The sequence below is a fragment of the Nocardia sp. NPDC041819 genome (genome assembly GCF_055590505.1).
Genome location: NZ_JBVJAP010000015.1, coordinates 94628 through 119743 on the forward strand (window position 1 = coordinate 94628; position 25116 = coordinate 119743).

23 protein-coding genes are annotated in these 25116 nt (G+C 69.4%); 8 read left to right on the plus strand and 15 right to left on the minus strand.

The features are described from left to right. Window positions 1-79 precede the first annotated feature (79 nt). Window positions 80-1237 (plus strand): VWA domain-containing protein, encoded by a 1158-nt coding sequence (locus ACZ6DL_RS31235; protein WP_466056467.1) that lies wholly within the window; start codon window positions 80-82, stop codon window positions 1235-1237. Between the two features lie 255 nt (window positions 1238-1492). On the opposite strand, the gene ACZ6DL_RS31240 is transcribed toward ACZ6DL_RS31235, so the two are convergent. From ACZ6DL_RS31240 to ACZ6DL_RS31275, 8 genes are all read right to left on the minus strand, one after another. Continuing rightward, window positions 1493-2314: a phosphatase PAP2 family protein gene (locus ACZ6DL_RS31240; protein WP_466056469.1), complete on the minus strand. Its 822-nt coding sequence runs from the start codon at window positions 2312-2314 to the stop codon at window positions 1493-1495. A 417-nt stretch (window positions 2315-2731) separates the two neighbouring features. Further along, entirely contained in the window at window positions 2732-5260 is a 2529-nt protein-coding gene (locus tag ACZ6DL_RS31245; protein WP_466056471.1) for an ABC transporter permease, read from the minus strand. A 34-nt stretch (window positions 5261-5294) separates the two neighbouring features. Further along, a complete protein-coding gene (locus ACZ6DL_RS31250; protein WP_466056473.1) occupies window positions 5295-6071 on the minus strand; it encodes an ABC transporter ATP-binding protein in 777 nt (258 codons plus the stop codon). 62 nt (window positions 6072-6133) lie between these two features. After that, a complete protein-coding gene (locus tag ACZ6DL_RS31255) occupies window positions 6134-7060 on the minus strand; it encodes a hydroxymethylglutaryl-CoA lyase (protein WP_466056475.1) in 927 nt (308 codons plus the stop codon). Then, window positions 7057-7224 (minus strand): hypothetical protein, encoded by a 168-nt coding sequence (locus ACZ6DL_RS31260; RefSeq protein ID WP_157106853.1) that lies wholly within the window; start codon window positions 7222-7224, stop codon window positions 7057-7059. Before ACZ6DL_RS31260 ends, ACZ6DL_RS31255 begins: the two co-directional genes overlap by 4 nt. Next, entirely contained in the window at window positions 7221-8441 is a 1221-nt protein-coding gene (locus tag ACZ6DL_RS31265) for a CaiB/BaiF CoA transferase family protein (RefSeq protein ID WP_466056477.1), read from the minus strand. Before ACZ6DL_RS31265 ends, ACZ6DL_RS31260 begins: the two co-directional genes overlap by 4 nt. Window positions 8442-8603: 162 nt before the next feature. Next, window positions 8604-9533: a TauD/TfdA dioxygenase family protein gene (locus ACZ6DL_RS31270; protein WP_466056479.1), complete on the minus strand. Its 930-nt coding sequence runs from the start codon at window positions 9531-9533 to the stop codon at window positions 8604-8606. Between the two features lie 385 nt (window positions 9534-9918). After that, the gene (locus tag ACZ6DL_RS31275) at window positions 9919-10689 is read right to left on the minus strand and encodes a deoxyribonuclease IV (RefSeq protein ID WP_466056481.1); all 771 of its coding nucleotides are present in this window, start codon (window positions 10687-10689) and stop codon (window positions 9919-9921) included. 123 nt (window positions 10690-10812) lie between these two features. Here ACZ6DL_RS31275 and ACZ6DL_RS31280 point away from each other — a divergent pair, with 123 nt between their 5' ends. The 3 genes from ACZ6DL_RS31280 (at window position 10813) to ACZ6DL_RS31290 (ending at window position 15524) form a co-directional block, all read left to right on the plus strand. Continuing rightward, complete coding sequence (locus ACZ6DL_RS31280; RefSeq protein ID WP_466056483.1) at window positions 10813-11946, plus strand: serine/threonine-protein kinase; 1134 nt, start codon at window positions 10813-10815, stop codon at window positions 11944-11946. A gap of 124 nt (window positions 11947-12070) precedes the next feature. Then, window positions 12071-13894, plus strand: coding sequence for a serine/threonine-protein kinase (locus ACZ6DL_RS31285; protein ID WP_466056485.1), 1824 nt, complete (start codon window positions 12071-12073; stop codon window positions 13892-13894). Window positions 13895-13898: 4 nt separating this feature from the next. Next, complete coding sequence (locus ACZ6DL_RS31290) at window positions 13899-15524, plus strand: serine/threonine-protein kinase (protein WP_466056487.1); 1626 nt, start codon at window positions 13899-13901, stop codon at window positions 15522-15524. On the opposite strand, the gene ACZ6DL_RS31295 is transcribed toward ACZ6DL_RS31290, so the two are convergent. Next, window positions 15490-15897, minus strand: a complete 408-nt coding sequence (locus ACZ6DL_RS31295) for a hypothetical protein (RefSeq protein WP_466056489.1) — start codon at window positions 15895-15897, stop codon at window positions 15490-15492. The two genes, ACZ6DL_RS31290 and ACZ6DL_RS31295, sit on opposite strands and share 35 nt — an antisense overlap. 89 nt (window positions 15898-15986) lie before the next feature. Beyond that, a complete protein-coding gene (locus ACZ6DL_RS31300) occupies window positions 15987-16268 on the minus strand; it encodes a hypothetical protein (RefSeq protein WP_466056490.1) in 282 nt (93 codons plus the stop codon). Between the two features lie 291 nt (window positions 16269-16559). Between ACZ6DL_RS31300 and ACZ6DL_RS31305 the strand changes: the two genes are divergently transcribed. Beyond that, on the plus strand, window positions 16560-16994 hold the full coding sequence (locus ACZ6DL_RS31305) for a hypothetical protein (RefSeq protein ID WP_466056492.1): 435 nt from the start codon (window positions 16560-16562) through the stop codon (window positions 16992-16994). A gap of 39 nt (window positions 16995-17033) precedes the next feature. Here the strand turns inward: ACZ6DL_RS31305 and ACZ6DL_RS31310 are convergent, their stop codons facing one another. Continuing rightward, window positions 17034-18158 carry an acyl-CoA dehydrogenase family protein gene (locus tag ACZ6DL_RS31310; protein ID WP_466056494.1) on the minus strand — a complete coding sequence of 375 codons (1125 nt, stop codon included), beginning with the start codon at window positions 18156-18158 and terminating at the stop codon, window positions 17034-17036. A 9-nt stretch (window positions 18159-18167) separates the two neighbouring features. Continuing rightward, window positions 18168-19340 (minus strand): acyl-CoA dehydrogenase family protein, encoded by a 1173-nt coding sequence (locus tag ACZ6DL_RS31315; RefSeq protein WP_062973874.1) that lies wholly within the window; start codon window positions 19338-19340, stop codon window positions 18168-18170. A gap of 204 nt (window positions 19341-19544) precedes the next feature. Here ACZ6DL_RS31315 and ACZ6DL_RS31320 point away from each other — a divergent pair, with 204 nt between their 5' ends. After that, window positions 19545-20228 carry a hypothetical protein gene (locus tag ACZ6DL_RS31320; protein WP_466056495.1) on the plus strand — a complete coding sequence of 228 codons (684 nt, stop codon included), beginning with the start codon at window positions 19545-19547 and terminating at the stop codon, window positions 20226-20228. Between the two features lie 139 nt (window positions 20229-20367). Here ACZ6DL_RS31320 and ACZ6DL_RS31325 read toward each other — a convergent pair whose 3' ends face one another. Both ACZ6DL_RS31325 and ACZ6DL_RS31330 read right to left on the minus strand, forming a co-directional pair. Next, the gene (locus tag ACZ6DL_RS31325) at window positions 20368-20772 is read right to left on the minus strand and encodes a VOC family protein (protein ID WP_466056497.1); all 405 of its coding nucleotides are present in this window, start codon (window positions 20770-20772) and stop codon (window positions 20368-20370) included. A 183-nt stretch (window positions 20773-20955) separates the two neighbouring features. Continuing rightward, entirely contained in the window at window positions 20956-22092 is a 1137-nt protein-coding gene (locus ACZ6DL_RS31330; protein WP_466056499.1) for an epoxide hydrolase family protein, read from the minus strand. Window positions 22093-22189: 97 nt separating this feature from the next. On the opposite strand from ACZ6DL_RS31330, the gene ACZ6DL_RS31335 reads away from it, so the two are divergent. After that, entirely contained in the window at window positions 22190-23176 is a 987-nt protein-coding gene (locus ACZ6DL_RS31335) for a helix-turn-helix transcriptional regulator (RefSeq protein ID WP_466056501.1), read from the plus strand. A gap of 198 nt (window positions 23177-23374) precedes the next feature. Here ACZ6DL_RS31335 and ACZ6DL_RS31340 read toward each other — a convergent pair whose 3' ends face one another. Beyond that, a complete protein-coding gene (locus ACZ6DL_RS31340; RefSeq protein WP_466056503.1) occupies window positions 23375-24286 on the minus strand; it encodes an NHL repeat-containing protein in 912 nt (303 codons plus the stop codon). 108 nt (window positions 24287-24394) lie between these two features. Here ACZ6DL_RS31340 and ACZ6DL_RS31345 point away from each other — a divergent pair, with 108 nt between their 5' ends. Next, the gene (locus tag ACZ6DL_RS31345; RefSeq protein ID WP_466056505.1) at window positions 24395-25111 is read left to right on the plus strand and encodes an alpha/beta hydrolase; all 717 of its coding nucleotides are present in this window, start codon (window positions 24395-24397) and stop codon (window positions 25109-25111) included. The last annotated feature ends 5 nt before the right edge of the window (window positions 25112-25116 follow it).

The window sequence follows — 25116 nt, forward strand, 5'->3', positions numbered from 1 at the left end:
GGGAAGGACAGAGCATGAGTGATCAGGCAGCGCGACGAGACGGCCGCGGAGTCCGCACTCACATCGAGGAGGACAGGGCATGACCGGCGAAGCACAGTCTCGGCGATGGCGGTTGGTGCTCGGCGCGGCCGCGGAGGAAGGACTGGGCGGGCTGGGCTCCGGCACGGACGCGGCCATGGATCGGGCGCTGTCGGCGCTGTACAACACCGATGACGAGACCTCGCCCGGCAAGCGCACCGGCGGTTTGCAGGGCTCGGCCCCGCGGGTGGCCCGCTGGCTCGGCGACATTCGCAGTTACTTCCCCGCCTCCGTCGTCGAGGTCATGCAGCGCGACGCCGTGGAACGGCTCGACCTCACCCAGTTGCTGCTGGAGCCGGAACTGCTCGCGGCGGTAGAGCCCGACGTGCACCTGGTCGGCACCCTGCTGAGCCTGAATCGGGTGATGCCCGAGACCACCAAGGCGACTGCGCGCATGGTGGTGGAGAAAGTGGTGCGGGAGATCGAGCAGCGCGTCGCGGCGCAGACCGTCGCCGCGGTCTCCGGCGCGCTGAACCGCGCTGCCCGTGTCACCCGGCCGAGATTGCGGGACATCGACTGGGATCGCACGATTCGCAAGAACCTCGCCACCTACCTGCCCGAGCATCGCACCGTGGTCCCCGAACGCCTGGTCGGTTACGGCCGCAAGGCCCAAGCGGTGCGGCGCGATGTGGTGCTGGCCATCGATCAGTCCGGTTCGATGGCCGCCAGCGTCGTGTACGCGTCGGTGTTCGGCGCGGTGCTCGCCTCGATGCGGTCGCTGCGCACCTCGATGGTGGTCTTCGACACCGAGATCGTCGATCTGACCGACAAACTCGACGACCCGGTGGAGGTGCTGTTCGGCACGCAACTGGGCGGCGGCACCGACATCAACCGGGCTCTCGCCTACTGCCGGTCCCTGGTCACCCGCCCGGCCGACACCTTGTTCGTCCTGATCTCCGACCTCTACGAGGGCGGCATCCGCGACGAGATGCTGCGCCGCGTCCGCTCGATGCAGGAGTCCGGCGTGCAGGTCGTCGTGCTGCTCGCGCTCTCCGACGACGGCGCGCCCGCCTTCGATCACGACAACGCCGCGGCCCTCGCCGCACTGGGCATCCCGGCTTTCGCCTGCACGCCCGACAAATTCCCGGAGCTACTGGCGCTGGCACTCGATCGCGGCGACGTCCAGGCCTGGGCGCACGCCAACGCCGCCCACCACTGAATCGGACTGCACACCGCGACGACGGTCGGCGGGCGAAGGGCGCGGAAACCGCGGCCGGAACGGGTCAGCCGGGGTAACCCCCGGGGAAGCCCCCCAGCAGGGAGAACACTTGGATCGCGAGCCAGGACAGCAGATTCGGGATCGTCATCGGCTCCATGGCAACTCCTTGTCCGGGCGGGCGAACAGGACGGCTCTGCGATCGTACGCGCCGCGGCGAGTTTTCCCGGGCAGCGCCGCCGGGCGTGTGCGCAACCACTACGAGCGGTTCGGTACGGGTTTCTGCGAGACAGGACCCATCACGCCCCAGGCGGTGGCCGCAGCGGGAACCACGAAGGGATGCAGGGCGGCGGACACGGCCAGCAATCCGACAGCGACCATCGTGTCCAGCCAATAGTGGTTGGCGGTGCCCACGACCACGACCGTGGTCAGCACCGGATGGACCAGCGCGAGCCAGCGCCACGGCGTGCGAGTCGCGGCGACCACCGCCACCCCGAGCAGCAGCGCCCAGCCGACATGCAGCGAGGGCATGGCCGCGAACTGATTGGAAAGCCCGCCGGAATCGGCGTCGCCGTAGACGGATTGGCCGTACCGCGCGGCCAGATCGATGAAGCCCTGATCGGGCAGCATGCGCGGCGGTGCGAGCGGGACCAGTATGTGCACCACGAGCGCGGCTCCGGTGAGCGCCACCATGAGGTTCCTGGTCCAGCGATAGTGACCCGGGCGAAATACCCACAGCCATAACAGGACCCCGACGGCTACGGTGAAATGCGCACTGGCGTAGTAGAAGTTGGCCGGAACGGCGAGGAACTCGCGGTCGAGGAACAATGCCTGAACCGTGCGCTCGTCCAGCAGGCCGAGCCGTCTTTCGAAGCCGAGCAGACCGTGCGCGTTGACCATCGCGCGCCCGGTGTCGTCGGCGGTGATCAGCCGTCCCGCGCGATAGCCGAGGTAGAGCACCGTGATGAGGACGAGCTGCCCGACCGCCTCGCCGCCGCGACCGCGAACCGCCGCCCGCACCCGTTCGACGACTCCGCCCGGTGCGAACTCCAGTCCGGCGCCGAAGTCCACAGCGACCATCGCGCGGCCTCCTTCCCCGTTGAATCAGGCCGTTTACCGAGAATTAAGTGGAGTGGTAACCTCCGTTTAACCTAACACTACGAAACCGGCAACTTCAGCAAGATGTGACGGGACAGACACCGGCACGCCGAGGAACGAGTTCACTTGCGACACAAGTGAACTCGCGATTCGTGCCGCCCGCTCGGAGAGCGTCGGTGATGGTGTCACCGGGTACGTGGAGCTGTGCTGAAGCGGGCCTGCCACCGACCGGCTGATCCGTCACCCGACAACGCGATGTTCATCCTCCGCTTCGCCGACGGCCGAGTCGCCGAGAGATCCGGGAGGGCGTGGACGTCTTCGCACAGATGTGACAACTCGGCGGGCTTGGCCGGCAACCGACGCGTGCGGCGCACGATGGACGTGCGCCGCACGGGCCTTTCAGAGGTCGGCGATGGCCGCCAGTGGCGGCGTGCGCGCCGCCCGGACCCCCGGCCAGAGGGCGGCCAGCACCCCGACGACCGCCGAGCTGATCAGGACCAGCACCAGCTGACCCCACGGGATGGCGATCTGGTCGAGGCCGAAATCACGCAGCGTGCGCAGGAAACCGACGCCGAGCCCCAGCCCGAGCAGCATGCCGACGATCGCACCGAACACCGCGATCAGCATCGACTCCAGGTAGATCGTGCGGCGCACCTGGGCGCGCTGCATACCGACCGCGCGCAGCATGCCGATCTCCCTGCGTCGCTCCACCACCGACAGCGCGAGCGTGTTGACGATGCCGAGGATCGCGATCACCACCGCCAAGGCGAGCAGGCCGTACAGGATGGCCAGCAGGGTGTTGATCTGCTTGCCCTGCGCGCCTTTGAACTCCTCGCGGTCCTGCACCTGCACCACCACGAACTGCTCGGTGGCCTTCTCCAGGTCGGCACGCATCTGGGTGAGGTTCGCGCCCGGCTGCGCCTTGATCAGCACCAGGAAGTTGGTCCGGAAGTTGAGCGGGACGACCTCGTCGTAAACCGTCTGCGACACCACCATCGGACCGAGCAGCGGGTTCTTCTTGTACACCCCGGTCACGGTGAGCGGAACCTTCTTGCCGTCCACACTGGTCGGGGTCACCTGGTCGCCGACCTTCCATCCTCGGTCACCGGCCTCGTCCTCCGACACCAGTACGTCCCTGGCGCCCAGAGTGTCACTGCCGCGCACGATCTCGTAGTTCAGCACGCCGGCCAGCGGACCGTCCGGCGACGAGGCGAACACCTGCTCGTCGCCGAGTTTGAATCCGGCGCCCCGCATGCCCACCGCTTGTTCCACGCCCGGCACCTGGGTGCGCGCGGCGTCGGCCGCGCCGAACGGCACGCCGAGCAATTGCGGTCCCGCCAGCACGTAGTCGGCGCGCACGCCCTTGTCGACCAGCACACCGACGCTGGCCTTCGCCGAGGCGCCCAGCATGCCGATCGCCGAGACCAGCATGAGTCCCAGAGTGAGCGCGAACGCCGTCGCGGCGGTGCGGCGAGGATTGCGTGCGGCGTTGTTGCGCGCCATCCGCCCGATCGGTCCGAACGGGCGCACCAGCGCACCGAGCCCACCGACCAGCGGCCGCGACAGCGCCGGCGCGGCGAGCAGCACCGCGAAGATCAGCCCGAGCGCGCCGACACCGACCGTGGCGGCCGCCGTGCCGCCGGTGCGCTGCGCACCGAGCACGACCAACCCCGCGCCGAGCACGGCGAGCACCGCGCCGCAGAGCGTGCGCAGGCGCAGCGACTCCCCCGCCGACGCGAACTCCTCGCGCATGGCCTGCACCGGCGGAATCCGCGAGGCGCGGCGGGCGGGCGCGTAGGCACTCACCATCGTCACCGCGAGACCGACCAGCAGTCCCACCGCGATGGTGCGCGGCCGCACCGCCATCGAGCCGGTCGGCAACCCGAGGTCGAAAGCGTTGAGCACCGCCGACAATCCGAACGCCAGCCCGACACCGCCCGCCAGGCCGATCACACTGCCGATCAATCCGATGACGAACGCCTCCGCCACCACCGACGTGCCGACCTGCTGCCTACTCGCGCCGACCGCGCGCAGCAGCGCCAGCTCCCGCAGCCGTTGCGCGACGATCATCGAGAACGTGTTGTAGATGATGAACGTGCCCACGATCAGTGCGATCGCGCCGAAGGCGAGCAGGAAGTAATTGATGAAGTTCAGCGCGTTGGAGACTTCCTTCTTCAGGTCCGCGCGCACCTGGTCGCCGTTCTGCACCTTGTAGCCGGTCAGCTCTCGCGCGAGGTTGTCGCGCAGTTCGTCCCCGGGGATGCCGGTGGCCGCGAGGTCCACGTAGGCGACGTGCAGGCCGTCGGTGAACAACTTGCGCGCCTGCGTGTCGTCGAACAGCACCCCGATGAAGCCGCCGGTGTCGGACGGGACTTCGTAGATGCCGGTGAGTGTCACATCGATGGGATCGGGCTGGGAGGGGATGAGGATCTTGGTCCGGTCACCGATCTTCAGCCCGGCCCGCTCGGCTCCGCCGGTATTGAGCGCGATCTCGCCGGGCCGGGCGGGCGGGACGCCCTGCAAGAACTTCTCCGGCTCCGCGACGGCCGTCTCCGGTGGCAGGTACGACTTGCCCAACGTCGGCGCCCCGCCGGTCTGCACCGCTTTCTTGCCCGCCGGATCGAGCAGGACCACCGGTCCGTTCACGCTCGGCGCGACTGTGCGGACGCCCGGATACTTCACCAGCTCGTCCACCACGTTGTTGGGCACGCCCTGCGCTTGGCGCTCCTTCGGGCTCACCCGGACGTCGACGCCCTTCGCCTCGTTGGCGAAAATTCCGTCGAAAGTGCTCTGCAGCGTGTCGGTGAACACGAACGAACCCGCGATGAAAGCGGTCCCGAGCACCACCGACAACAGGGTCAGCGCGAGCCGCACCTTGTGCGCGGCGAGGTTGCGCAGCGCGACTTTGCGCATCGGACTTCCGGCCATCACGCCCGCCCCCGATTCTCCCGCGAACGCCCCGTCACGCCTGATCCAACGCTTTCATCCGGTCGAGCACGGTCTCGGCGGTCGGATCACGCATCTCGTCGACGATGCGCCCGTCGGCCAGGAACACCACCCGGTCGGCGAACCCGGCCGCGTGCGGTTCGTGGGTGACGATGACGACCGTCTGCCCGAACTCGTCCACCGCGGCGCGCAGGATCGACAGCACCTCCTCCGAGGCGCGGGAGTCGAGGTTGCCGGTCGGCTCGTCACCGAAGATGATCTCCGGCTTGCCCGCGAGCGCCCGGGCGCAGGCCACCCGCTGCTGCTGTCCGCCGGACAGCTCGCTGGGACGGTGGGTGAGCCGATCGATCAGCCCGAGCCGCTTCAGCACGGTGTCCAGCCACTCCTGGTCTGGCTTACGCCCCGCGATGTCCAGCGGCAATGTGATGTTCTCCAGCGCCGTCAGCGTCGGCACCAGGTTGAACGCCTGGAAGACGAAGCCGATCCGGTCCCGGCGCAGGCGCGTCATCTGCTTGTCGGACAGACTGGTCAGGTCGGTGTCGCCGATACGGACGGTGCCCGAGCTGGCGTTGTCCAGCCCCGCCAGGCAGTGCATGAGGGTCGACTTGCCCGATCCGGACGGGCCCATGATCGCGGTGAACTCTCCCTTCGCGAACTCGGCCGACACTCCGTCCAATGCCCTGACCTGGGTGTCACCCGATCCGTAGACCTTGGTCAGTTCGATAGCGTGGGCCGCGACATCGGTCGATGCCGCCAGGTCGGCGATGTCGGCGCCCAAGGCTTGGGAAGTCATGCCGTCCAGTCTTACCGGCTTCGCGGCCCCACGCCATCAGGGAAGACCCTGTGTTGGTCTTCCTACTCCGACTTTCCGCCGACCACCCACTCGAAGGCCGAGGCTTTCGAGCGGGCGCCTTCGAGGGCGCGCGAGCGGTTGGGTTCGCCGAGCTCGGCCAGTAGCTCCTCCGACATGTTCACCAACGCGGCCAGCGTGGCGGGGGTGAACCAGTCCGGTCTGGTGGCGAAGAGGATGTCCTCGGATGCGGTGTTGCCGCTCGCGCCGGGGGCGAAGGGGCAGCCGCCGAGTCCACCGAGTGCGCCGTCGACCATGTCCGCGCCGGCCGCGACGGCGGCGAGGGTGTTGGCCACGCCCATTCCCCAGGTGTCGTGACCGTGGAAGACCACGCGGCGCGGTGGCGTCCGGTCCCGGACCGCGGCGACCAGCGCGGCGACCTCGCCGGGATGAGCTTGGCCGAGCGTGTCGGCCAGGACGATGTCGTCCGCGCCCTCGGTGCGCGAGTCGCGGGCGATGGCCAGCACCCGCTCCGGGTCGACCGGGCCGTCGAACGGGCAGGTGAAGGCCGTCGCCAAGCAGAGCTGGATCGACCCGCCCGCCTCGCGGGCCAGGCGCACCGCGTCCGGCATGGCGGCGACGCTGTCGGCGGTGTCGCGCCCGATGTTCGCCCGGTTGTGCGCGTCGGAGACCGAGAAGCAGTACTGGAAATTTCGCACGCCCGCCGCGGCGGCCTTCTCGACATGGCGCGGCGTCGCCACCCACACCCAGCAGCGGCGCAGTTCCTCCGGCGTCAACGCGGCGACCAATTCCATGGTGTTCGCCATCGGCGCGACCAGGTCCGGGCGCGCCATCGAGCCGATCTCCAGCGCGGGCACCCCGAGCGCGAGCAGGCGGCGCACGATGTCCACCTTGCGCTGCACGGGCAGCAGTTTGCCGGTCAGTTGCAGCCCGTCGCGCAACGTGACGTCGCGCAGCACCGGCGCGGTCATCGCTGCTCCCGAGCCCGGTGGTGCCCGCACATCACGCCGCCCCAGGGCTTCTCCCCCGCTCCGGTCGGATTCGGCTGGACGGCGGGCCTGCTGGTGCCCGGCGAGAGCAGCTCCCGCGCGCCGCGTCCCTTCGGACGCCTCCGGTCGTGCGGCTGCGTGCTCATCGCGCCTCCAACGCGTCGATCTCGGCCTCGCTCAGGCCGAGCAGACCGGACAGCACCTCCCGGGTGTGCTCACCCAGGTCGGGGCCGACGGTCCGGATGGGCAGGGACTGATCGCCGATCACCGGGACGATGCCGGGAAAGCCGACGACCTTCGGCTCCGGCGCGCCGACATCCACGGCGAACGGCTGGATCATGTTGCGGGCCCGATACTGCTCATCGGCCACGATGTCGGCCGCGGTGTAGATCGGGCCGCACGGGATCGCGGCGGCGTCGAGCAGTTTCAGCGCCTCGGCGCGGGTGTGCCGGACCGTCCACTCGCCGATCGCCGCGTCCAGCCGCTCGCGGTGGCGCCAACGGCCCGCGTTGTCCTGGAGTTCCGGGTCCGCGGCCAGATCGGGCCGATCGATGACCGCCATGTAGCGCTGGAAGATGGCGTCGCCGTTGCCGCCGATGATGACGCTGGTGCCGTCCGCGCACGGGTAGGCGTTGCTCGGCGCGATGCCCTCCATCCGGCCGCCGACGCGTTCACGCTGGATGCCGTAGGCGAGATAGTCCGGCACCAGCGACTCCATCACCGACAGGATCGCCTCGTTGAGCGCCACGTCGATCACCCGCTCCCGCAGCGGGACCTGCGCGTCCGGCTCGGCGCGGCGCTCGCGCTGGAACAGCGCCATCACGGTGCCGAACGCGGCGTAGATGCCCGCGATCGAGTCGCCGATCGAGACGCCGGTGCGCACGGGGGGACGATCCGGATCGCCCACCAGTTCACGCAGCCCGCCGACCGCCTCGGCCACCGCAGCGAACCCGGGACGCTCCGACAGCGGCCCGGTCTGCCCGTAGGCGGAGATCCTGGTGATCACCAGGTCCGGATTCGCCTCGTTCAGCACCTCGGGGCCCAGGCCCCACTTCTCCAGCATGCCGGGCCGGAAGTTCTCCAGCAGCACGTCGCAACGGCGGACCAGGTCGAGCACGATCCCGCGCCCCGCCTCGGTGCGCAGGTCCAGCGTGATCGACTTCTTGTTGCGGTTGATCGTCCGGTAGAGCATCGAGGTGTCGCCGCCGTAGAGCCGCCAGTTGCGCAGCTCGTCGCCCGCTTTCGGGCGCTCCACCTTGATCACCTCGGCGCCGAAATCACCGAGGATGCGCCCGGCGGTCGGCGCGGCTATGTAATTGCCGAGTTCCAGGACGCGCACCCCGTCCAGCGGCCGAATACTCATGGCAACCAGTCTGGACCATGAGGTGCCGTGTTTGTTTTGCGGCGCCGCGTGTTCGCGCCCCGGAGAAGTCCGGCGACAGCGGAACCTGCCCGCACCGGAACCCGAAGACACCGCATGGCCCCTCAACAGCCGGAAGATCCGGCAACCATGCGGGGTCCTCGCTCAGGACGCGAGCAGCTGCGTGTCCTCGATGATCGAGTAGTGCTCGGCGTTGCCCGCGATGACGGTGCTCGTCGAGCCGTCGACGCCGACCGGGACGTCGCCGGCCAGTGTGATGCGGGTCAGCTTGCGCGGCTGGTCGTCGTAGTCGTCGATGGCGTAGTGCTGCGTGGCGCGGTTGTCCCAGATGGCGACGTCGCCCGGCGCCCAGTTCCAGCGGGCGGTGTTCTCCAGCCGGGTCACCCGGTCCTGGAACAGCCGGAACAGCGCGTGCGATTCCGTGCTGGACAACCCGACGAAGTGCTTGACGAAGTGGCCGAGCAGCAGCGCCCGCTCCCCGGTCTCGGGGTGCACGCGCACCACCGGGTGCTCGGTCTCGTAGTAGGTGGACTCGAATTCCGCCCGGTAGGCGGCCGTGTTGGGACGCGGCGTCTCCTCGACGCGGGCGTAGTCGTAGACGTTGGTGTGCACGGCGCGCAGGGATTCGGCGAGCCGCTTGAGCGGCTCCGGCAGCGACTCGTAGGCCGCGACGGTGGAGGCCCAGGTGGTGGCGCCGCCGTAGGAGGGCAGCTGCACCGCGCGCAGGATGGATGCCTTCGGGATGCGGTCGACGAAGGTGACGTCGGTGTGCCAGCTGTTGGCGCGGCCGTGCTCGGAATCGATCGCCAGGCTCTTCACACCGTGCGAGGTGACCGTCGGATGCGGCGTGGTCGGTGAGCCGAGCAGCTCGGCGAACTCGTACTGCGCGTCCTCGGTGAGGTGATCCTGCCCGCGGAAGAAGATCACCTTGTGCTCCAGCAGTGCGTGGCGGATCACCTCGACGGTGACCGGATCCAGATCGCCGCCGAGCCGGACGTTGTCGACGCGCGCGCCGATACGGGCGCCGAGCTTGGCCACCACGGCGGTGGATGGGGTGGCGGGTGCGACCGTCATGAGATCACCTTCGCTGTCGAGATCGGTTACTGCTCCCAAGAGCACATCACCGAGACCACCCCGCTGACCAGGGTTTTCGTCGCGCTGATCGCAAACAGCGCATGCGAAACGAAGCCGCCGCCCCCGAACACGGCGACACCGTATGCAGCTCAGCGCGCGACCGAGCAAGCGAATCCGCCGCCACCGAGCAGACCCGCCCCCGACGGGAGCGAGTCTTACGAGCGCCGCAGGCGCTGCCAAAACCGACACAGCGTCTTACGAGCGCCGTTCGCGGCCCGTCTCGCGTTCGAGTGACCGAAGCGCAGGCGACGTAGTCGCGAGTCTCGGTCGCTCGAACGCGAGACTTCCCGGGGCCGCGAACACGCAGCGCCGCAGGCGCTGCCAATCAAACACAGTGCTCGCGCAGGTACGCCAGATCCTCCGCGAGGCCGTCCCCCGGGGTTTCCAGGACCACCGGCGCGCCTGCCGTCCGGCACACCTCGGCGAGCAGTTGCGGGTCGATCGTGCCGTCGGCGAAGTTGGCGTGGCGGTCGGCGCCGGAGTTGAACTCGTCGCGCGAGGAGTTCAGGTGCACCAGGTCGATCCGCCCGGTGATCGCCTTGATCCGGTCGACGACGCCGATCAGTTCCTCACCGCCCGCCCAGGCGTGGCAGGTGTCCAGGCAGAAGCCCGCGCCGTAGTCGCCGACCGCGTCCCACAACCGGGCGATGGAATCGAAATGCCTGGCCATGGCGTGATTGCCGCCCGCGGTGTTCTCGATCAGGATCGGTACCGCGAATCCGCCCTTGTCCTGCTGGCGCTCGAACAATTTGCGCCAGTTGTCGATCCCGGTCTCCAGCTCGGCGTCGGAACGCACGTGCCCGCCGTGCACCACCAGGCCGAACGCGCCGAGTTCGGCGGCCGCCTTCGCCTGCTGCGCCACCGCGTTGCGGGACGGCATGCGCAACCGGTTGTTCAGGCTCGCGACGTTGATCTGATAGGAGGAGTGCACCACCACCTCGATCGGGCTGGCGAGAATGTCCTCGGTCCGCGGATGCGGGGTGGGTTTGTCCCAGCTCTGCGGATCGACCACGAACATCTGGATGACGTCGGCGCCGAGTTTCTCCCCGAAGCCGATCGGGTCGCTGTCGAGCCGGACGTGTGCTCCAATGCGCATGCGGGCCACCATACTGGCAGCTACCGACGACAATCGAAGTTGCGCCGCGACTGTTGCATCCCCATGGCTCGCCGAGATACATGGGTAGTGTTCGCGCGCTCGACTCGAGAAGGGGGTGTAGCGGTGTTGCAGACCGGCGATGTCTTCGCGGGCTACGTCATCAAACGCGTCCTCGGCCGGGGCGGCATGGGCACCGTGTATCTGGCCCAGCACCCTCGGTTGCCCCGCCTGACGGCTCTGAAGCTGCTCGAACGGGAGTTCTACGCCGACACCGGCATCCGCCGCCGCTTCGAGCGCGAGGCCGATCTGGTCGCGGGCCTGGACCACCCGAACATCGTCACGGTGTTCGATCGCGGCGCCGAGCATCAGCAGCTGTGGATCTCCATGCAGTACGTGCCCGGCGCGGACGCCTCCTGCGCGGACGTCGACGTGCTCGCGCCCGGTCGCGCGGTGCAGATCGTCGCCGATACCGCCGCGGCACTGGATTTCGCCCATGCCAACCAGGTACTGCACCGCGATGTGAAACCGGCCAACATCCTGCTGGCGAAAGCGCCGATCGGACAGCCGGAGCGGGTGCTGCTCACCGATTTCGGGATCGCGGGCATCCGTGGCGCGGAGTCCACGATCGGCTCGTCGGGCACGATCACCGCGACACTCGCCTTCGGCGCTCCGGAACAGCTGATCGGACAGCCGCTGGACGATCGCGCCGATCAGTACTCGCTGGCCTGCACACTGTTCTGGATGCTCACCGGCGCGCCGCCGTATCCCGGCGCCAACCCGGCGGCCGTGGTGAACAACCATCTGTACGCGCCCATCCCGGTACCGAGCCGCGTGCGCCCCGCACTGCCGCCCGCACTGGATCCGGTGCTGGCTCGCGCGATGGCCAAGCGGCCCGCGGACCGATTCGCCAGTTGCGCCGAGTTCGCCGCCGCGGCGAAACACGCTCTCGGCGGAAACCCCGCCGGGCACTGGACGGCGCCGCCGAACGCCATCCACGCCAACGGGCGCGCGGCCGAGCCGACGCACCGCACTGCCGCGCCGCCGCCGCGGCCGAGGCAGCCGGAAACCGCTCGGCCGCTGCCGAGTTTCCTCCCCCCGCGCCGGCCCGTTCATCCCGGCCTGATCGAGTTGCCGAACTTGCCCATGCGCCCGGGATCCGCGGTGCGACAGCACCAGCAACCTCCGGACCCCCGGCCACCGCCGGGCGGTACGGCGCACGCCGATCGCCCGCACGTCGCCATGCTCGACGAGCGATAGGCGGCGCGCGACTACTGCTATGGTTTCGATGTTTTACGTGGTCGGGCCCATTCCGGCCACGCATTCTTATGCTGTACGCCTGTTCGCCGGTGGGTCCCGGCGGGCGGCGGGAAGTGGAGCAGTCATGCTGGCCAGCGGTGACGTTTTCGCCGGCTATGTCATCGAGCGGCAACTCGGCCGTGGTGGCATGGGCTCGGTCTATCTGGCGAAACATCCGCGGCTGCCGCGGATGACCGCGCTGAAACTGCTGAATCGGGAGATGTGCTTCGACAAGGAGGTGCGGGCGCGGTTCGAACGGGAGGCGGATCTGGTCGCCCAGCTCGATCACCCGAACATCGTCACGGTCTACGACCGCGGGCTCGACGACGAGCAGCTGTGGATTTCGATGCAGTACGTCGACGGTATCGACGCCGCCTCGGTGGAACCGAAGTCGCTGCCGCCCGAACGCGCGGTGCAGATCATCAAGGAGACCGCCGACGCGCTGGACTACGCGCACGGCAACGGGGTGCTGCACCGTGACGTGAAACCCGCCAACATCCTGCTGGCCCGCTCCACCGCCGGTCGCGGTGAGCGGGTGTACCTCACCGACTTCGGCATCGCGCGGCTGCGTGACGACACCGGTCATCTCACCCAGACCGGCACCTTCACCGCGACGCTCGCCTACGCCTCCCCCGAGCAGCTCACCGGCGCCTCACTCGACCACCGCTCCGACCAGTACTCGCTGGCCTGCTCACTGTTCTGGTTGTTCACCGGCACCGGCCCGTTCTCCGCGACGAATCCCGCCGCCGTCATCCAGGGACATCTGCAGGGAGCGCCGCCCGCGCTGAGCGGCGTCCGGGCGGGATTGCCTTTCGCGCTGGACGGCGTCCTGGCCAGGGCGATGGCCAAGCGGCCCGACGACCGGTACGGCAGCTGCGCGGAATTCGCCGCGGCCGCCAAACAGGCGCTGACCGGTTCGAGCGCGCCGTCGATGCCGGTGGTGGGCGGTCCGCGTCCGGTCACCGGGCCGCCGCACCCGACCGCGGGGCCGCGCCCGACGACCGGACCGCAGATCCCGACGACCGGCTCGCCGTATCCGGTGGCGCAGGGTCACTACGTCAGCGGCCCCGGTCACCAGGTGCACACTCCGCACACCAGCGGTCCGAACGCGCTCGCCGCCTCGGCCGCCCAAGCGACTCCGCCGCCCGCGCCGGTGGTGAACTCGCGGCCGCAGACCGGCCCCGCGCCGCAGCCGACGGCCGCCAACCCCTACAGCCGGCAGCAATCCGGGTTCTCCGGCTTCGCCGCCCCACCGGCACCCCCGCACGGCGCGCACCTCCACCCGTCGGCCCCGCCGCCGCCGAAGAAGAACACCGGGCTGATCGTTGGTCTCGCGGTGGGCGTGGTCGTGCTGATCCTGGTGGTGCTCGGCATCATCGGCGCCGTCTCCGATTCGGGCTCGAACAACGCGGGCACGACGACCACGTCGGCGGTGAAGCCGAACCTCGTCGACGCGACACCGGAGTCGATCAGCGCGGAATTCCCGCGGATGGTGCCCGCCTCCCAGACCGAGGACGTCGGATACAACGGAGCGGAGTGCTGGCTGGCTTCGCCGAGTTCGCCGCCCTCGCCGTCCAAGGGCGACCCGGACTTCGGCGACTGGGCCGCGCAGTGGCGCTGCTTCAAGGGCGGCAACAACGATGATCCGTACTACCGCATCTACGTCTACAAGACCCCGGCCGACGTCCAGGCGGTGCTGAAGACGCTGCCTTCGTCGGCCACCAAGTCCAGCGACACCAACGGCGGGAAGACCTACACCAATTACAAGTACGTCGACGAGGGCGCCAAGATGGTCACCGCGTTCACCGGCGACCCGGATCGGACCCAGTTCCTGATGTACACCGACGGCTTCGCCCACACCACCATCGACGAAGCGCTGCGCTGGTGGCGCTCGGCGCCGCTGAACTGACCAGATGCTGCACACCGGCGAGGTCTTCGCGGGGTACACCATCGAACGCCTGCTCGGCCGCGGCGGGATGGGATCGGTGTACCTCGCCCGGCATCCGCGGCTGCCCCGGTTGACGGCGATGAAGCTGTTGAACCCGGAGCTGTTCGACGACAAGGAGATCCGCGCCCGCTTCGAGCGGGAGGCGGACCTCGTCGCGCGGCTCGACCACCCGAACATCGTCACGGTGTTCGACCGGGGCGTCGAGGGCGATCGGCTGTGGATCAGCATGCGCTATATCGACGGCACCGACGCCGCCGCGCTGGACGCGTGGACGCTGCCGCCGCAGCGGGCGGTGCAGATCATCGCCGAGACGGCTACGGCGCTGGACTTCGCGCACAGCCGCGGCGTGCTGCACCGCGACGTGAAACCGGCGAACATCCTGCTGGAGCGGGTGGAAGGCGGGCAGGAGCGGGTCTTCCTCTCCGACTTCGGCATCGCCCGATTCCGGGACGACACCGGACGGCTCACCCAGACCGGAACCTTCACCGCCACCCTCGCCTACGCCGCCCCGGAGCAGCTGTCCGGTGCGCCGCTGGATCACCGCGCCGACCAGTATTCGCTGGCCTGCACGCTGTTCCGCCTGCTGACCGGCACGGTGCCGTTCGACGCGACCAATCCGGTCGCGGTGATCCATGGACATCTCAGCGCACCGCCACCGCAGGTCAGCAGGCTGCGGCCCGGCTTGCCGGTGGCACTGGACGGCGTGCTGGCCAAGGCGATGGCCAAGCACGCGGCCGATCGCTTCGACTCGTGCACGGAGTTCGCCGCCGCCGCGTGGCAGGCGCTGACCGCGCCCGCGGCGCCGTGGCCACCACCGCCCCCGCCGAATTCGTCTACGCCCCGGGCCGACGCGGCCGTCCCGCAGCGACCGGCACGCGCCTACCTCGGCCCGGCACGACGTTCCCGTTGGCACGCTTCGGTGGGCGGCTGGATCGGCCTGCTGTTGGTGGTCGCCCTGTTCGGCGGCACCGTCGCGATGGCCCTCAGCAGTCCTGATTCCTCCGGTACCGCCGCACCGACGACGACCGCCCGCCCGCGCAACACCGCGTCCCCCGCGCCCTCGGTCACCGGCCGTCCGGCCACGACCGTCGCGGCCACTACGGACCGTGCCACGATCGGCGCCCGCGCGGCCGAGTTGAGCGCGGCGTTCCCGGGCATGCTGCCGGAGACCTCCGCCCAGCGCCTTGTGCACTCCGGAACCGGATACAACAAGGCGGGCTGTTTCGCCCACACACCGGATTCCCCGGCGCCCGGCGACCCGGAAGACCCCGACTTCGGTGCCTGGCTGGTGATGTGGAGCTGCTTCGGCGGCCCGAACAAGGCGTCCTTCGACTTCTACCTCTACGGCTCGCCCGCCGACGCGCAGGCGGTGCTCGCCGCGTTACCGGCCAACGACCACGCGACCGCCACCATCGACAGTGGCCGCAGCTACCCGAACTACACCCTGCGCGGCAGCCGCGACCTGCGCCCGCGCATGGTCACCGCGTTCCCCTCGGATCCTGGCCGGGCGGCCATGCTGATGTACAGCGCCGGATTCATCGCCACCGACGCCGAGTTCATGGATTGGTGGAAATCCGCGCCGCTGAATTGAGTTTCCCCCAGAGGGAGACGCGGCTGGCGTTACTCCAGTACTGAGCGAAAGCGGTCGCGTCGGCGACGACGCCCTCCACAGCCGCGCTCTCGGGGACGACGTCGGCCAGTGCGCGAGCCACCGCGGGAATGCTCTCGGGCGGTAGCGCACCGAGATACACGTCGCGACCGGCTACGCGCATGGCGGCACCGACCACCGAGGCATCCTCACCGCGGACGGAGAGAAATCGCGATACCTCGGCCGGGGCGTCGATGCCCATGACGTGGTCGGCGACGGTCGTGGTGAGCACCGTGTGCCGCAACGGGTCGCGGAGCAGGAACGACCCCGCGACCGAGCGGAACTCGGCGGCGTCGGTGGTGATCTCGATCCTCATGGAAATCACGGTAGGCGCCTGAAGTGTTGCGCGCCTTGCTTTCTCGCGGCCGATCCGAGACCGGCGACCGGGCGACCGGCCGGTTCGCCTCAGTCGGCTTCGCCGCCACCCTCGCGGAGTTTGAGCAGAACCAGTCCCGCGGTGCACGCGAGAATGAGTCCGGCGACCGTGATTTCGACGTGCAGTCCGGCGATGCCGAGCACCGCCCCGACGAGTCCGCCGATGAAGATCAACCAGGCGAGCGTCCGCGACACAATCGTGGACAGCGTGTGCCTCTGCTGGTTCGACGCGGGATGCTGTGCCGTTGCCGACACCACATCCTCGGCGGCGCGGGATGAACCACGCCGCGACGCTGTCGAGTAAGCTCCCATCATCAACTCCTCGATGACGCCGGTAAGAGAACCACTATCACGTTCTCACACAACGTGTCTCTCATCCTGAAACCGGCGTCTCACGCGTAACTTTGCTCACACACGCTACGACTCCGGGACGCCGGAAGATAGCGACACGTGCCCACGACACGCCGAAGAGACCAATTCGATATCTGAATTAGTACCGTTTTATATGCGCCGAGCGGCGTATCCCCAGCGACCTCTCGCCTCGCCTGGCCGACGGGCCTCGATTAAGGTGAGTCCACTCGATACACACGAGGAGTGTCACCGTTGGAAAGCAGCAGGGCCAAGATCGCCGGTCCGGCGATCGCCGCGGGAGCGGTTTCCATCGGACTCGTCCTGATCGGCGCCTGTGGCGTCGGTAGACAGGACACCTACGTGCCGCCCCCGCCGCTGAAAGCGGGCGAGTACGCCGAGCCGGTGGCCCACGAAAGCACTACCGGCGGCTCGACGACCCCGAGGGTCGTCATCCCGCCATCCCCCACCTGGCGGATCGCGCCGGCCGATCAGAAGCACCCGACCCCGTTCGCGGGCTTCGTCAGCAGCACCACCGCCGAGCCGTCCTCACGTAATCCGCACGAGGACACCTCGCAGGCGGCAGCACCGGCCGAGGAACCGAGGACGAGCACCGCGCGGACGCCCACGAACGAATCGACCGGCGAGGGGCCCACGCAACTGCGGACCACGCCGGGCGACGACGAGTGAGACGCGGTGGTGCGCAAGCACGCACCACCGCGGCACTCCTTACAGTTCCGGCTGCTCGTAGTCGCCGACCCGGGAGCTGAGCACGCGCAAGTGCTCCAGTCCGCTGCCGAGCGTGCGCTCGATCGCGGTCAGCCGGGCCACGTAGTGGCTCACCGGGTACTCCGCGGTGACGCCGATGCCACCGTGCATCTGGATCGCCTCCTGCCCGATGTGCCGGGCCGCGCGGCCGACCTGCAGCCGCGCGCGCGACGCGATCACCGGATCGTCGGCCCCGTCGGCCAGCGACGCCGTGGCGTACAGGCTCATGCTGCGCGCGAGCTCCAGCGAGACGTACATGTCGGCCGCCCGCTGCGTGAGCGTCTGGAACTTCGACAGCGTGACGCCGAACTGCTTGCGCTGCTTGAGGTACTCGGCCGTCAGCCGCAACGCCTCTTCCATCGCGCCGACCGACTCCGCGCACAGGCTCGCCTGCGCGTGCGTCAGCACGGACGCGATGGCCTCGGCCGCGTCAGCCCCGCCGAGCCGCTCGGCGGGCGCGTCGGTCAGCTCGAGCTGCGCCCCGCGCTGGCCGTCCACCGTGCGGTAGGACTTGCGGACCACACCGGTCGTGTCGGGCGCGACCAGGAACAGCCCCACACCGCCCTCGGGCAGCGCGGCGCTGACCACCAGCTCGTCGGCGCTGTCGCCGTGCGGGACGGGGTTCTTCACACCGGTCAGCGTGTACGAATCACCCTGCGCCGCGGCGGTGGTCGCCAGCTCGCTCGACGACCAGCGCACACCGGGCTCGGCGTGGGCGAAGGCCAGCAGCTTCGTGCCCGACGCGACCTCGGGCAGGATCCGCTGACGCTGTTCGGCGCTGCCCACCGCGGCGACCAGCCCGCCGGGCACCAGCACCGCGTCCAGGATCGGTTCGGGGGCGAGCCTGCGGCCCACCTCCTCGAGCACGACCATCGTCTCCACGGGACCGGCGCCGACGCCACCGTCCTCCTCGGCGAAACTCAGGCCGAGCACGCCCAGTTCGGCGAACTGACGCCACACGTCGCGACTCCAGCCGAGTTCGGAGTCGACGACCTTCAGCCGTGACTCCGCGTCGTAGTTGCGGGCGAGCAGGTCACGGACCGTGTCGCGGAGCATGACCTGTTCATCGGTCAGATCGAAATCCATGGTGTCGCCTCACAATCCGAGGATCGTGGAGGCGATGATGGTGCGCTGCACCTCGCTGGAGCCTCCGTAGATGGTTGTCTTGCGGTAGTTCAGGTAGGCGGGGCCGCTGCGCTGCGCCCACCCGGGCGAGGCGATGTCGTCCGCGCCCACCGGGATGGCGTCCGGGCCCGCGATGTCGAGCAGCAGCTCGGTGGCGGCCTGCTGGAGTTCCGAACCGCGCAGCTTCAGCACCGACGAGGCCGGATTCGGCTTGCCGTCCGAGGAGTTGGAGACCACCCGAAGCTGGGTGAGTTCCAGCGCGAGCAGCTCGTTCTCCAATTCGGCGACCCGCGCCGCGAACACCGGGTCCTCCAGCAGCGTGCCGTTGCCCGACTTGGTCTTCGCCGCGTACTGCTTCGCCACGCCGATCTTGACCTTGGTGCGGCCGACACCGGTGATGCCGGTGCGCTCGTTGCCGAGCAGGAACTTCGCGTAGGTCCAGCCCTTGTTCTCCTCGCCGACCAGCTGATCGGCGGGCACCCGGACGTTCTCGAAGAACACCTCGTTCACTTCGTGCCCGCCGTCGATCAGCTTGATCGGGCGGATGGTGACACCGGGCGACTTCACGTCGAACAGCAGGAAGGAAATGCCCGCCTGCTTCTTCGCCGCGCTGGGGTCGGTGCGCACCAGGCAGAAGATCCAGTCCGCGTACTGGGCCAGCGTGGTCCAGATCTTCTGGCCGTTGACGATGTAGGAATCACCGTCGCGGACCGCGGTGGTGCGCAGCGAAGCCAGGTCGGAGCCCGCGTCCGGCTCGGAGAAGCCCTGACACCACCAGATGTCCAGCGCCGCGGTGGGCGGCAGGAAACGCTCCTTCAGCTCCTGCGAGCCGAAGTGGGCGATCACCGGACCGACCATCTGCGCGTTGAACGTCAGCGGCTCCGGCACCGAGGCCAGCTGCATCTCGTCCTGCCAGATGTGGCGCTGCATCGGCGTCCAGTCCTTGCCGCCCCAGGCCACGGGCCAGTTCGGCACCGCGAGGCCGTGGTCGTTGAGGATCTTGTGCGCGGTCACGATGTCGTCGCGGGACAGCTCACGGCCGTCCCGGACGCGCTCGCGGATGTCGGCCGGGATCTCGGTCCGATAGAACTTGCGCAGTTCGTCGCGGAAGGCGACGTCGTCGGGGGACAAGGATAGTTTCATACGCATCTCCCTGCGTGTCTCGTACGTCCGAGTCAAACCTACCCCTCGGTAATCCTCCGTTGTCGACTGGATCACAGGAGCGGGCCGCCCGGGCCGGTCACCAGGCCGGATTCCCCGCCGCTCCCCGGGACGGCGATAGCGGCGAGCTGGTACGTTGCTGCACGTGGGTCGGGGTCCCACAGGCTTCGGTATCGAGGAGAACGAGTGAACGGCAGGACCATCGCACGCGCCGCGGCGGCCGCGGCATCCCTCGGCATCGGCGCGGTGCTGACGTTCTCCGCACCGGCCGGCGCGGAGCAGAACCAGGCGCCGGTCGACTCCGGCCTGGCCCATCTGACCGAGATCGCGGGGGCCGACCCCTCGGCCCAGGAGGGCATCGCCGCGCTCACGCGATACGCCGGTTTGATCGACGCCGCGCACCTGCGTGAGGTCTCCAGCGTGTTCACGCCGTTCTCCTACGCCGCGCCCACCTTCGGCTGCGGCAGCAACGGGCCGATCACCACGATCATCGCGGCCGCGACCACCGAGGGGACGGGCAACGGCCGGGACCTGAACGTCGCGCCCGGCGAACTGCGGTTCAGCGCGACACCCTCGCACTCCGGCGCCCCCCTGGCTTCCGGGCTCGTCGTCGCCTGGGTGAACGTGAACACCGGCGCCAGCGGCCTCGACCCACTCGACGACGTGACCGAGTACCACCTGCCGACGCTGTCCAAGACGGTCGAGAGCGGACCGGGCACCGTACTCGCCTCGATGTGGGGCATCATCGACTACCCGTTCGCCCACTGCGTGATGACCCCCACCGTGGGCCTGTTCACCGTCCCGGACTACCCGGCTCCGCCGCCCGCGGCGCCTCAGCCGGCGCCGGCGGCCCCGCAGCCCGCGCCCTAGCCTGGACCGGCGTGGCGAACGCCGGTTTCGGCGAGACGCCCGCCGCACCGCGACAGGATGCCCGGTAATCGCTACCGCGTGAATCGCGCGTGATGGTTTTCGTCAACTGCTCGAGTCGATTTCATGTTCCGGTGCCGACTCATGGAGCCGGGGACATGAATTCGAGCCGGTTGCCCACACAGTCGAATGCGTAGAACCGACGAAATCCCGGGAATTCTTCGTCCCACGAGAGTTCGACGTCCGCTTCGGTCAATCTCTGGGCCAACTCGTCGAGACGTCCCACGAGAATGCCCGGATGCGCCTTGCGTGCAGGACGGAAATCCTGTTCGACACCGAGGTGGATCTCGAGTCCGTCGCCACGAACCCACAAGCCGCCGCGTGCCGCGAGCACAGGAGGTTTCCGTACCTCCCGCAAGCCGAGTATCTCGACGTAGAACCGCCTGCATTCCGGCTCACTACCTGGCGGTATCGCCAGCTGGACGTGGTGTAGACCGAGGTGGAAGTCCGTCGACGTCGCCACGGAGTCATATGGGAGAACTGACATGCGTCCAGCCTTTCGTGTCACAGTCCTGCTTGCCCGAGTAACCGGATCCACGTGTCGCGCACCCGAGCAACTCGCGGGGCGTCGAGTTCCTTCGATTACCCAAGCATCAGTCCGCAGCAGGCGGCAGCGGGGCATGAGAGTACGGACCGAGTGAGACCGTGCCGGACCCGTCGGCGGCGACACTCAATCCAGGGCGGCGAAGAACGCGCGGATGTCGGCGACGTGCGCGTCGGGGCGTTCCATCGCGATGAAGTGGTTGCCGGTGTTGCCCTCCGGCCAGTGCACGATGGTGTTGTCGCGTTCGGCGAGCCGCCGCATCAGCGCGGAACCGCCGCCGTAAGTGCCGGTCGGCACCGGTTTCTGGCCTTTCGGCCAGACGAATCCCCCGTCGCCGAGGCCGTTGTACATCGGCCACGACGACGAGGCCACGGTGTCGGTGAACCAGTACAGGCTGATGTCGGTCAGCAGATGGTCGCGGCTGATCACGTCCTCCACCCGGTCGGCGAGCGGGGCGAACTCGGTGAACTTCTGCATCAGCCAGGCGAGCAGACCCACCGGCGAATCGGTCCACGCGTGGGCGAAGGTCTGTGGGGCGGCGCGCAGCAGGGCGTGATGGTTCACGCCGCCGGTCATCCACTGCTGCATCCGGTCCCACTCGGCGCGTTCCTCTGGCGTCATGGTTGGCACGTCCGCCTCGGTCGGCATCCCGATCCCACCGTCGAGGTGCACGCCGATCACCCGGTCCGGTGCGGCGATGGCGAGTTCCGGCGTCACGTAGGCGCCGAGGTCGCCGCCCTGTGCGCCGAAGCGCCGGTAGCCGAGCCGGTCCATCAGCGTCAGCCACATCCCGGCCACCGTCGCCGGTGTCATGCCGGGTTCGCGCGGCCCTTCGGAGAAGCCGAAACCCGGAACAGAGGGCACCACTACATGGAACGCCTGCGCCGGATCGAGCCCGTGCGCCCGCGGGTCGGCGAGGGGGCCGATGGTCTCGGAGAATTCGACGAACGAGTTGGGCCAGCCGTGCGTGAGGATGAGCGGCGTCGCGTCCGGCTCCGGCGAGCGCACGTGCAGGAAGTGCACGTCGAGCCCGTCGATGCGCGTCTTGAACTGCGGGAACTCGTTCAGCGCCGCTTCCCGTGCGCGCCAGTCGAATCCGGTCCGCCAGTACTCGGCCAGCTCGCGCAGGTAGCCGACCGGCACGCCGCGATCCCAGCCGGAGCCGGGCAGCTGCACGGTCCAGCGGGTGCGGGCGAGCCGGTCGTGCAGGTCGTCCACGTCGGCCTGCGGGATCTCGATGCGGAACGGGCGGATGTCGGTCATTCGGTCGGCTCCTTGCCGGTCGGTCCTGCGGTACGAGGACGACGTTAAGGACCATCTAGGACTGATCAGGTCCTAGATTTCCGGCATCCTCGACGTCATGAACGACACCCCCGCCCGGCTGCTTCGTCTGCTGTCGCTGCTCCAGACGCCGCGGGAATGGCCGGGCAGCGAACTGGCCGAACGTCTCGGCGTCACCGATCGCACGGTGCGCCGTGACATCGACCGGCTGCGTGAACTCGGCTATCCGGTCACCGCGACGCTCGGCGCGATGGGCGGCTATCGCCTGGTGGCGGGCGCGGCGATGCCTCCGCTGCTCGTGGAGGACGACGAAGCGGTCGCCATCGCGGTCGGGTTGCGCGGCGCCGCCGGGGCCGGGGTGGCCGGGATCGAGGAGGCGTCGGTGCGGGCGCTGGCCAAAGTGGAGCAGGTGCTGCCCACGAAGTTGCGGCGCAGAGTGCGGGTCCTCGCCACCGCGCTGACCCCGCCCATCAGCGGCGGACCCAGCGCCGACCCCGACGTGCTCACCACACTCGCGGCCACCGTGACCAACCGGGAGCGGGTGCGTTTCGGCTACCGCGACGAGGCGGGGGCGGAAACGAGGCGCAATGCCGAGCCGGTGGGACTGGTGCCCGCCCGGCGGCGCTGGTATCTGGTCGGCTACGACCTCGACCGGGCCGGTTGGCGGGTATACCGCGTCGACCGGATCGACCGTCCGCAGCCCACCGCCGCCCGCTTCATCCCGCGCCCGCTCCCCGCCGCCGATGCCGCCGCCTACGTCGCGGGCCGCCGCACCGACTGGGGTTCACCGGCCTTCCGGCTTCGCCTCACCATCCACGCTCCCGCCGGCCGAGTCGCGGGAAGGCTGGGCGAGAACCCGGGTGAGGTCGTCGCGATCGATGCCGGCACCTGCCGGATCGATACCCTGCGGGACGACGCACCGGAATGGCTGGCCCACCGGCTGCTCGAGCTGGGAGCGGACTTCCAGGTACACGAACCGCCGGAACTGATCGCACACTTGCGCGTCATCGCCGACCGCGCCGGGCGCGCTATCGGTCCGAATCCGCCACCGCGTGCCGATGCCTGACCATCCGGCGTGGCCCGGTGACCGCGCCGCTTCGATCCGCGATATCGGAGGGTCATCGCCCCTACGTAGACGGCCGCCGCGAACCCGGCCCCCTACCGAGTCGTCGCCGAATACATCTGAGTCATCCGGGGTCTCGGCCAGTACCCTTTCGGATCCGCCGAGGACGCCCGCCCGCCCCCGCGACATCCGACCGAGGGCTCAGCGGGAAAGGTCGATGCGCAGGAGAGCGCCGGATTCGGTGCCTGCGATCAGTTGTCCGGGGTCGGCCGGAGTGGCGGCGACCGCGGTGAGTGGCTGCGTTTCGAGGACGGCGCAGGCCGCGCCCGTAGCGGGATCGACGCGAATCAATCGGCCGGTGAGGGTGGTGACGTAGAGGATGCCGGTCGGGTCGATCAGCAGGTCGTCGGCGAAATCCGGGAGGCCGGGCGACCGCGAGGACAAGTCGGTCACGGTGGCGCGGGCCGCGGGGTCGTCGAGCGGGATGCGGACGATCCGGCCGAGCGGGCCGCCGTTGGCGGTGACATACAGCGCGCCGTCGTGCACGGCCGCGCCATTGGCGGCCAGTCCCGCCAGCGGCGCGCCCCACGCGGTGTCGACGGACGCGTCGGGACGGATCTTGACCACGCCGGACACGGTCGCGACGTAGAGGTTGCCGCTCGGGTCGAAGGCCGCGCCGTTGGGCATCGTGTAGCCGGAGACGAAGATCTCCGGCTTCGGCACGGCCGCCGCCGGATCGAACCGGACCACGCCGCCCGGCCGGACGACGCTGACCGGCGCGTCACCGTAGACGACATACAGCAGCCCGTCGGGGCCGAGCCGGACCGCGCCGGGGAATTCCACCGGAACGGTCGCGGTCAGCGTGCCCGCGGCGTCGTAGCGCTGGACCTCGTTGCGGTAGAGCCGCGAGACCCACAGGTTGCCCTGCGCGTCGTAACCCAGATTCTCCGACCAGTCGAGCAACGGAACGGGCGCCGGAACGGCCGTGACCGCCACCGCGGGGTCGCAGGCGGCGACCGGCGGCGCGGCGCCCGCCCCCGGCGCGAGTATCGCGGTGAGTGTCGACGTCGCGGCGGACAGAAGAAGAGCGCCTGGACGGCGGAGGATTCTCAACGCGGGCACCTCGGGCTCGGGTAGGTGGGAGTCGCCGCGGATCCTAACCGCTCTCGACACCGAATCGTGCGGTCCCCTCCGCGACACGATCTTTGGCACTATCGGTGAATGCCATTCTTCGACGGCGCGCGCGGCCGGATGCACTATCGGCGGTGGTCGGCCGAAAACTCCTTGTGCACCGTGCTGCTGCTGCCCGGAATCGGCCAGCACAGTGGGCACTACCATCGCTTCGCGCGCGCCTTGCAACCCAGCGGGGCGCAGGTTTGGGCGTTGGACACCGCCGGGCACGGGTTGAGCGAGGGCGATCCGGAACGGCCCGGCACGCTGGCCGAACTGGTGGCGGACGCGCTGCGGCTGGTCGAGCTGGCTCGCGCGGATCGGCCGCTGATCTTGATGGGCCATTCGCTCGGCGCGGTGACCGCGCTGGGCATGCTCGGCGCGGCGGCGCCGGATCCCGCCGATGCGACAACGCATTCGACGGTATTGGAACGGGACTACCCGCTGCGGGCCGCGCTGCCCGCAGGCGCTCTGGCGGGCCTGGTGCTGTCCGGCGTTCCGAAGCGCGCGCTGGGCGGTGGTGCGCCGGGCGCACCGGGAACGCCACTGCCACGCGAACTTCCGGTGCTCGCCGTGCACGGCGTGGACGATCGGCGCGCGCCGATCGATGCGATCAGGGTCTGGACTAGCCGCCACGAATCGGTAGATTTACGGGAGTACATCGACGCAGGGCACGACCTGTTGCACGAGCCGGTGCACACGCGGGTCACTGCCGACATCGCGGATTGGATGCAGGGTGTCGTCGTGGGGTTGGCACGACATCCGTGAACCGC

Excerpts from the sequence above, each read along its gene's own strand:
- ACZ6DL_RS31295 (WP_466056489.1), bottom strand. The coding sequence starts at position 15,897 with ATGAGGATCGAGATCACCACCGACGCCGCCGAGTTCCGCTCGGTCGCG.
- ACZ6DL_RS31245 (WP_466056471.1), bottom strand. The coding sequence starts at position 5,260 with ATGGCCGGAAGTCCGATGCGCAAAGTCGCGCTGCGCAACCTCGCCGCG.
- ACZ6DL_RS31310 (WP_466056494.1), bottom strand. The coding sequence starts at position 18,158 with ATGGATTTCGATCTGACCGATGAACAGGTCATGCTCCGCGACACGGTC.
- ACZ6DL_RS31250 (WP_466056473.1), bottom strand. The coding sequence starts at position 6,071 with ATGACTTCCCAAGCCTTGGGCGCCGACATCGCCGACCTGGCGGCATCG.
- ACZ6DL_RS31315 (WP_062973874.1), bottom strand. The coding sequence starts at position 19,340 with ATGAAACTATCCTTGTCCCCCGACGACGTCGCCTTCCGCGACGAACTG.
- ACZ6DL_RS31330 (WP_466056499.1), bottom strand. The coding sequence starts at position 22,092 with ATGACCGACATCCGCCCGTTCCGCATCGAGATCCCGCAGGCCGACGTG.
- ACZ6DL_RS31260 (WP_157106853.1), bottom strand. The coding sequence starts at position 7,224 with ATGAGCACGCAGCCGCACGACCGGAGGCGTCCGAAGGGACGCGGCGCG.
- ACZ6DL_RS31300 (WP_466056490.1), bottom strand. The coding sequence starts at position 16,268 with ATGGGAGCTTACTCGACAGCGTCGCGGCGTGGTTCATCCCGCGCCGCC.
- ACZ6DL_RS31345 (WP_466056505.1), top strand. The coding sequence starts at position 24,395 with ATGCCATTCTTCGACGGCGCGCGCGGCCGGATGCACTATCGGCGGTGG.
- ACZ6DL_RS31290 (WP_466056487.1), top strand. The coding sequence starts at position 13,899 with ATGCTGCACACCGGCGAGGTCTTCGCGGGGTACACCATCGAACGCCTG.
- ACZ6DL_RS31335 (WP_466056501.1), top strand. The coding sequence starts at position 22,190 with ATGAACGACACCCCCGCCCGGCTGCTTCGTCTGCTGTCGCTGCTCCAG.
- ACZ6DL_RS31270 (WP_466056479.1), bottom strand. The coding sequence starts at position 9,533 with ATGACGGTCGCACCCGCCACCCCATCCACCGCCGTGGTGGCCAAGCTC.
- ACZ6DL_RS31285 (WP_466056485.1), top strand. The coding sequence starts at position 12,071 with ATGCTGGCCAGCGGTGACGTTTTCGCCGGCTATGTCATCGAGCGGCAA.
- ACZ6DL_RS31240 (WP_466056469.1), bottom strand. The coding sequence starts at position 2,314 with ATGGTCGCTGTGGACTTCGGCGCCGGACTGGAGTTCGCACCGGGCGGA.
- ACZ6DL_RS31235 (WP_466056467.1), top strand. The coding sequence starts at position 80 with ATGACCGGCGAAGCACAGTCTCGGCGATGGCGGTTGGTGCTCGGCGCG.
- ACZ6DL_RS31255 (WP_466056475.1), bottom strand. The coding sequence starts at position 7,060 with ATGACCGCGCCGGTGCTGCGCGACGTCACGTTGCGCGACGGGCTGCAA.
- ACZ6DL_RS31325 (WP_466056497.1), bottom strand. The coding sequence starts at position 20,772 with ATGTCAGTTCTCCCATATGACTCCGTGGCGACGTCGACGGACTTCCAC.
- ACZ6DL_RS31265 (WP_466056477.1), bottom strand. The coding sequence starts at position 8,441 with ATGAGTATTCGGCCGCTGGACGGGGTGCGCGTCCTGGAACTCGGCAAT.
- ACZ6DL_RS31275 (WP_466056481.1), bottom strand. The coding sequence starts at position 10,689 with ATGCGCATTGGAGCACACGTCCGGCTCGACAGCGACCCGATCGGCTTC.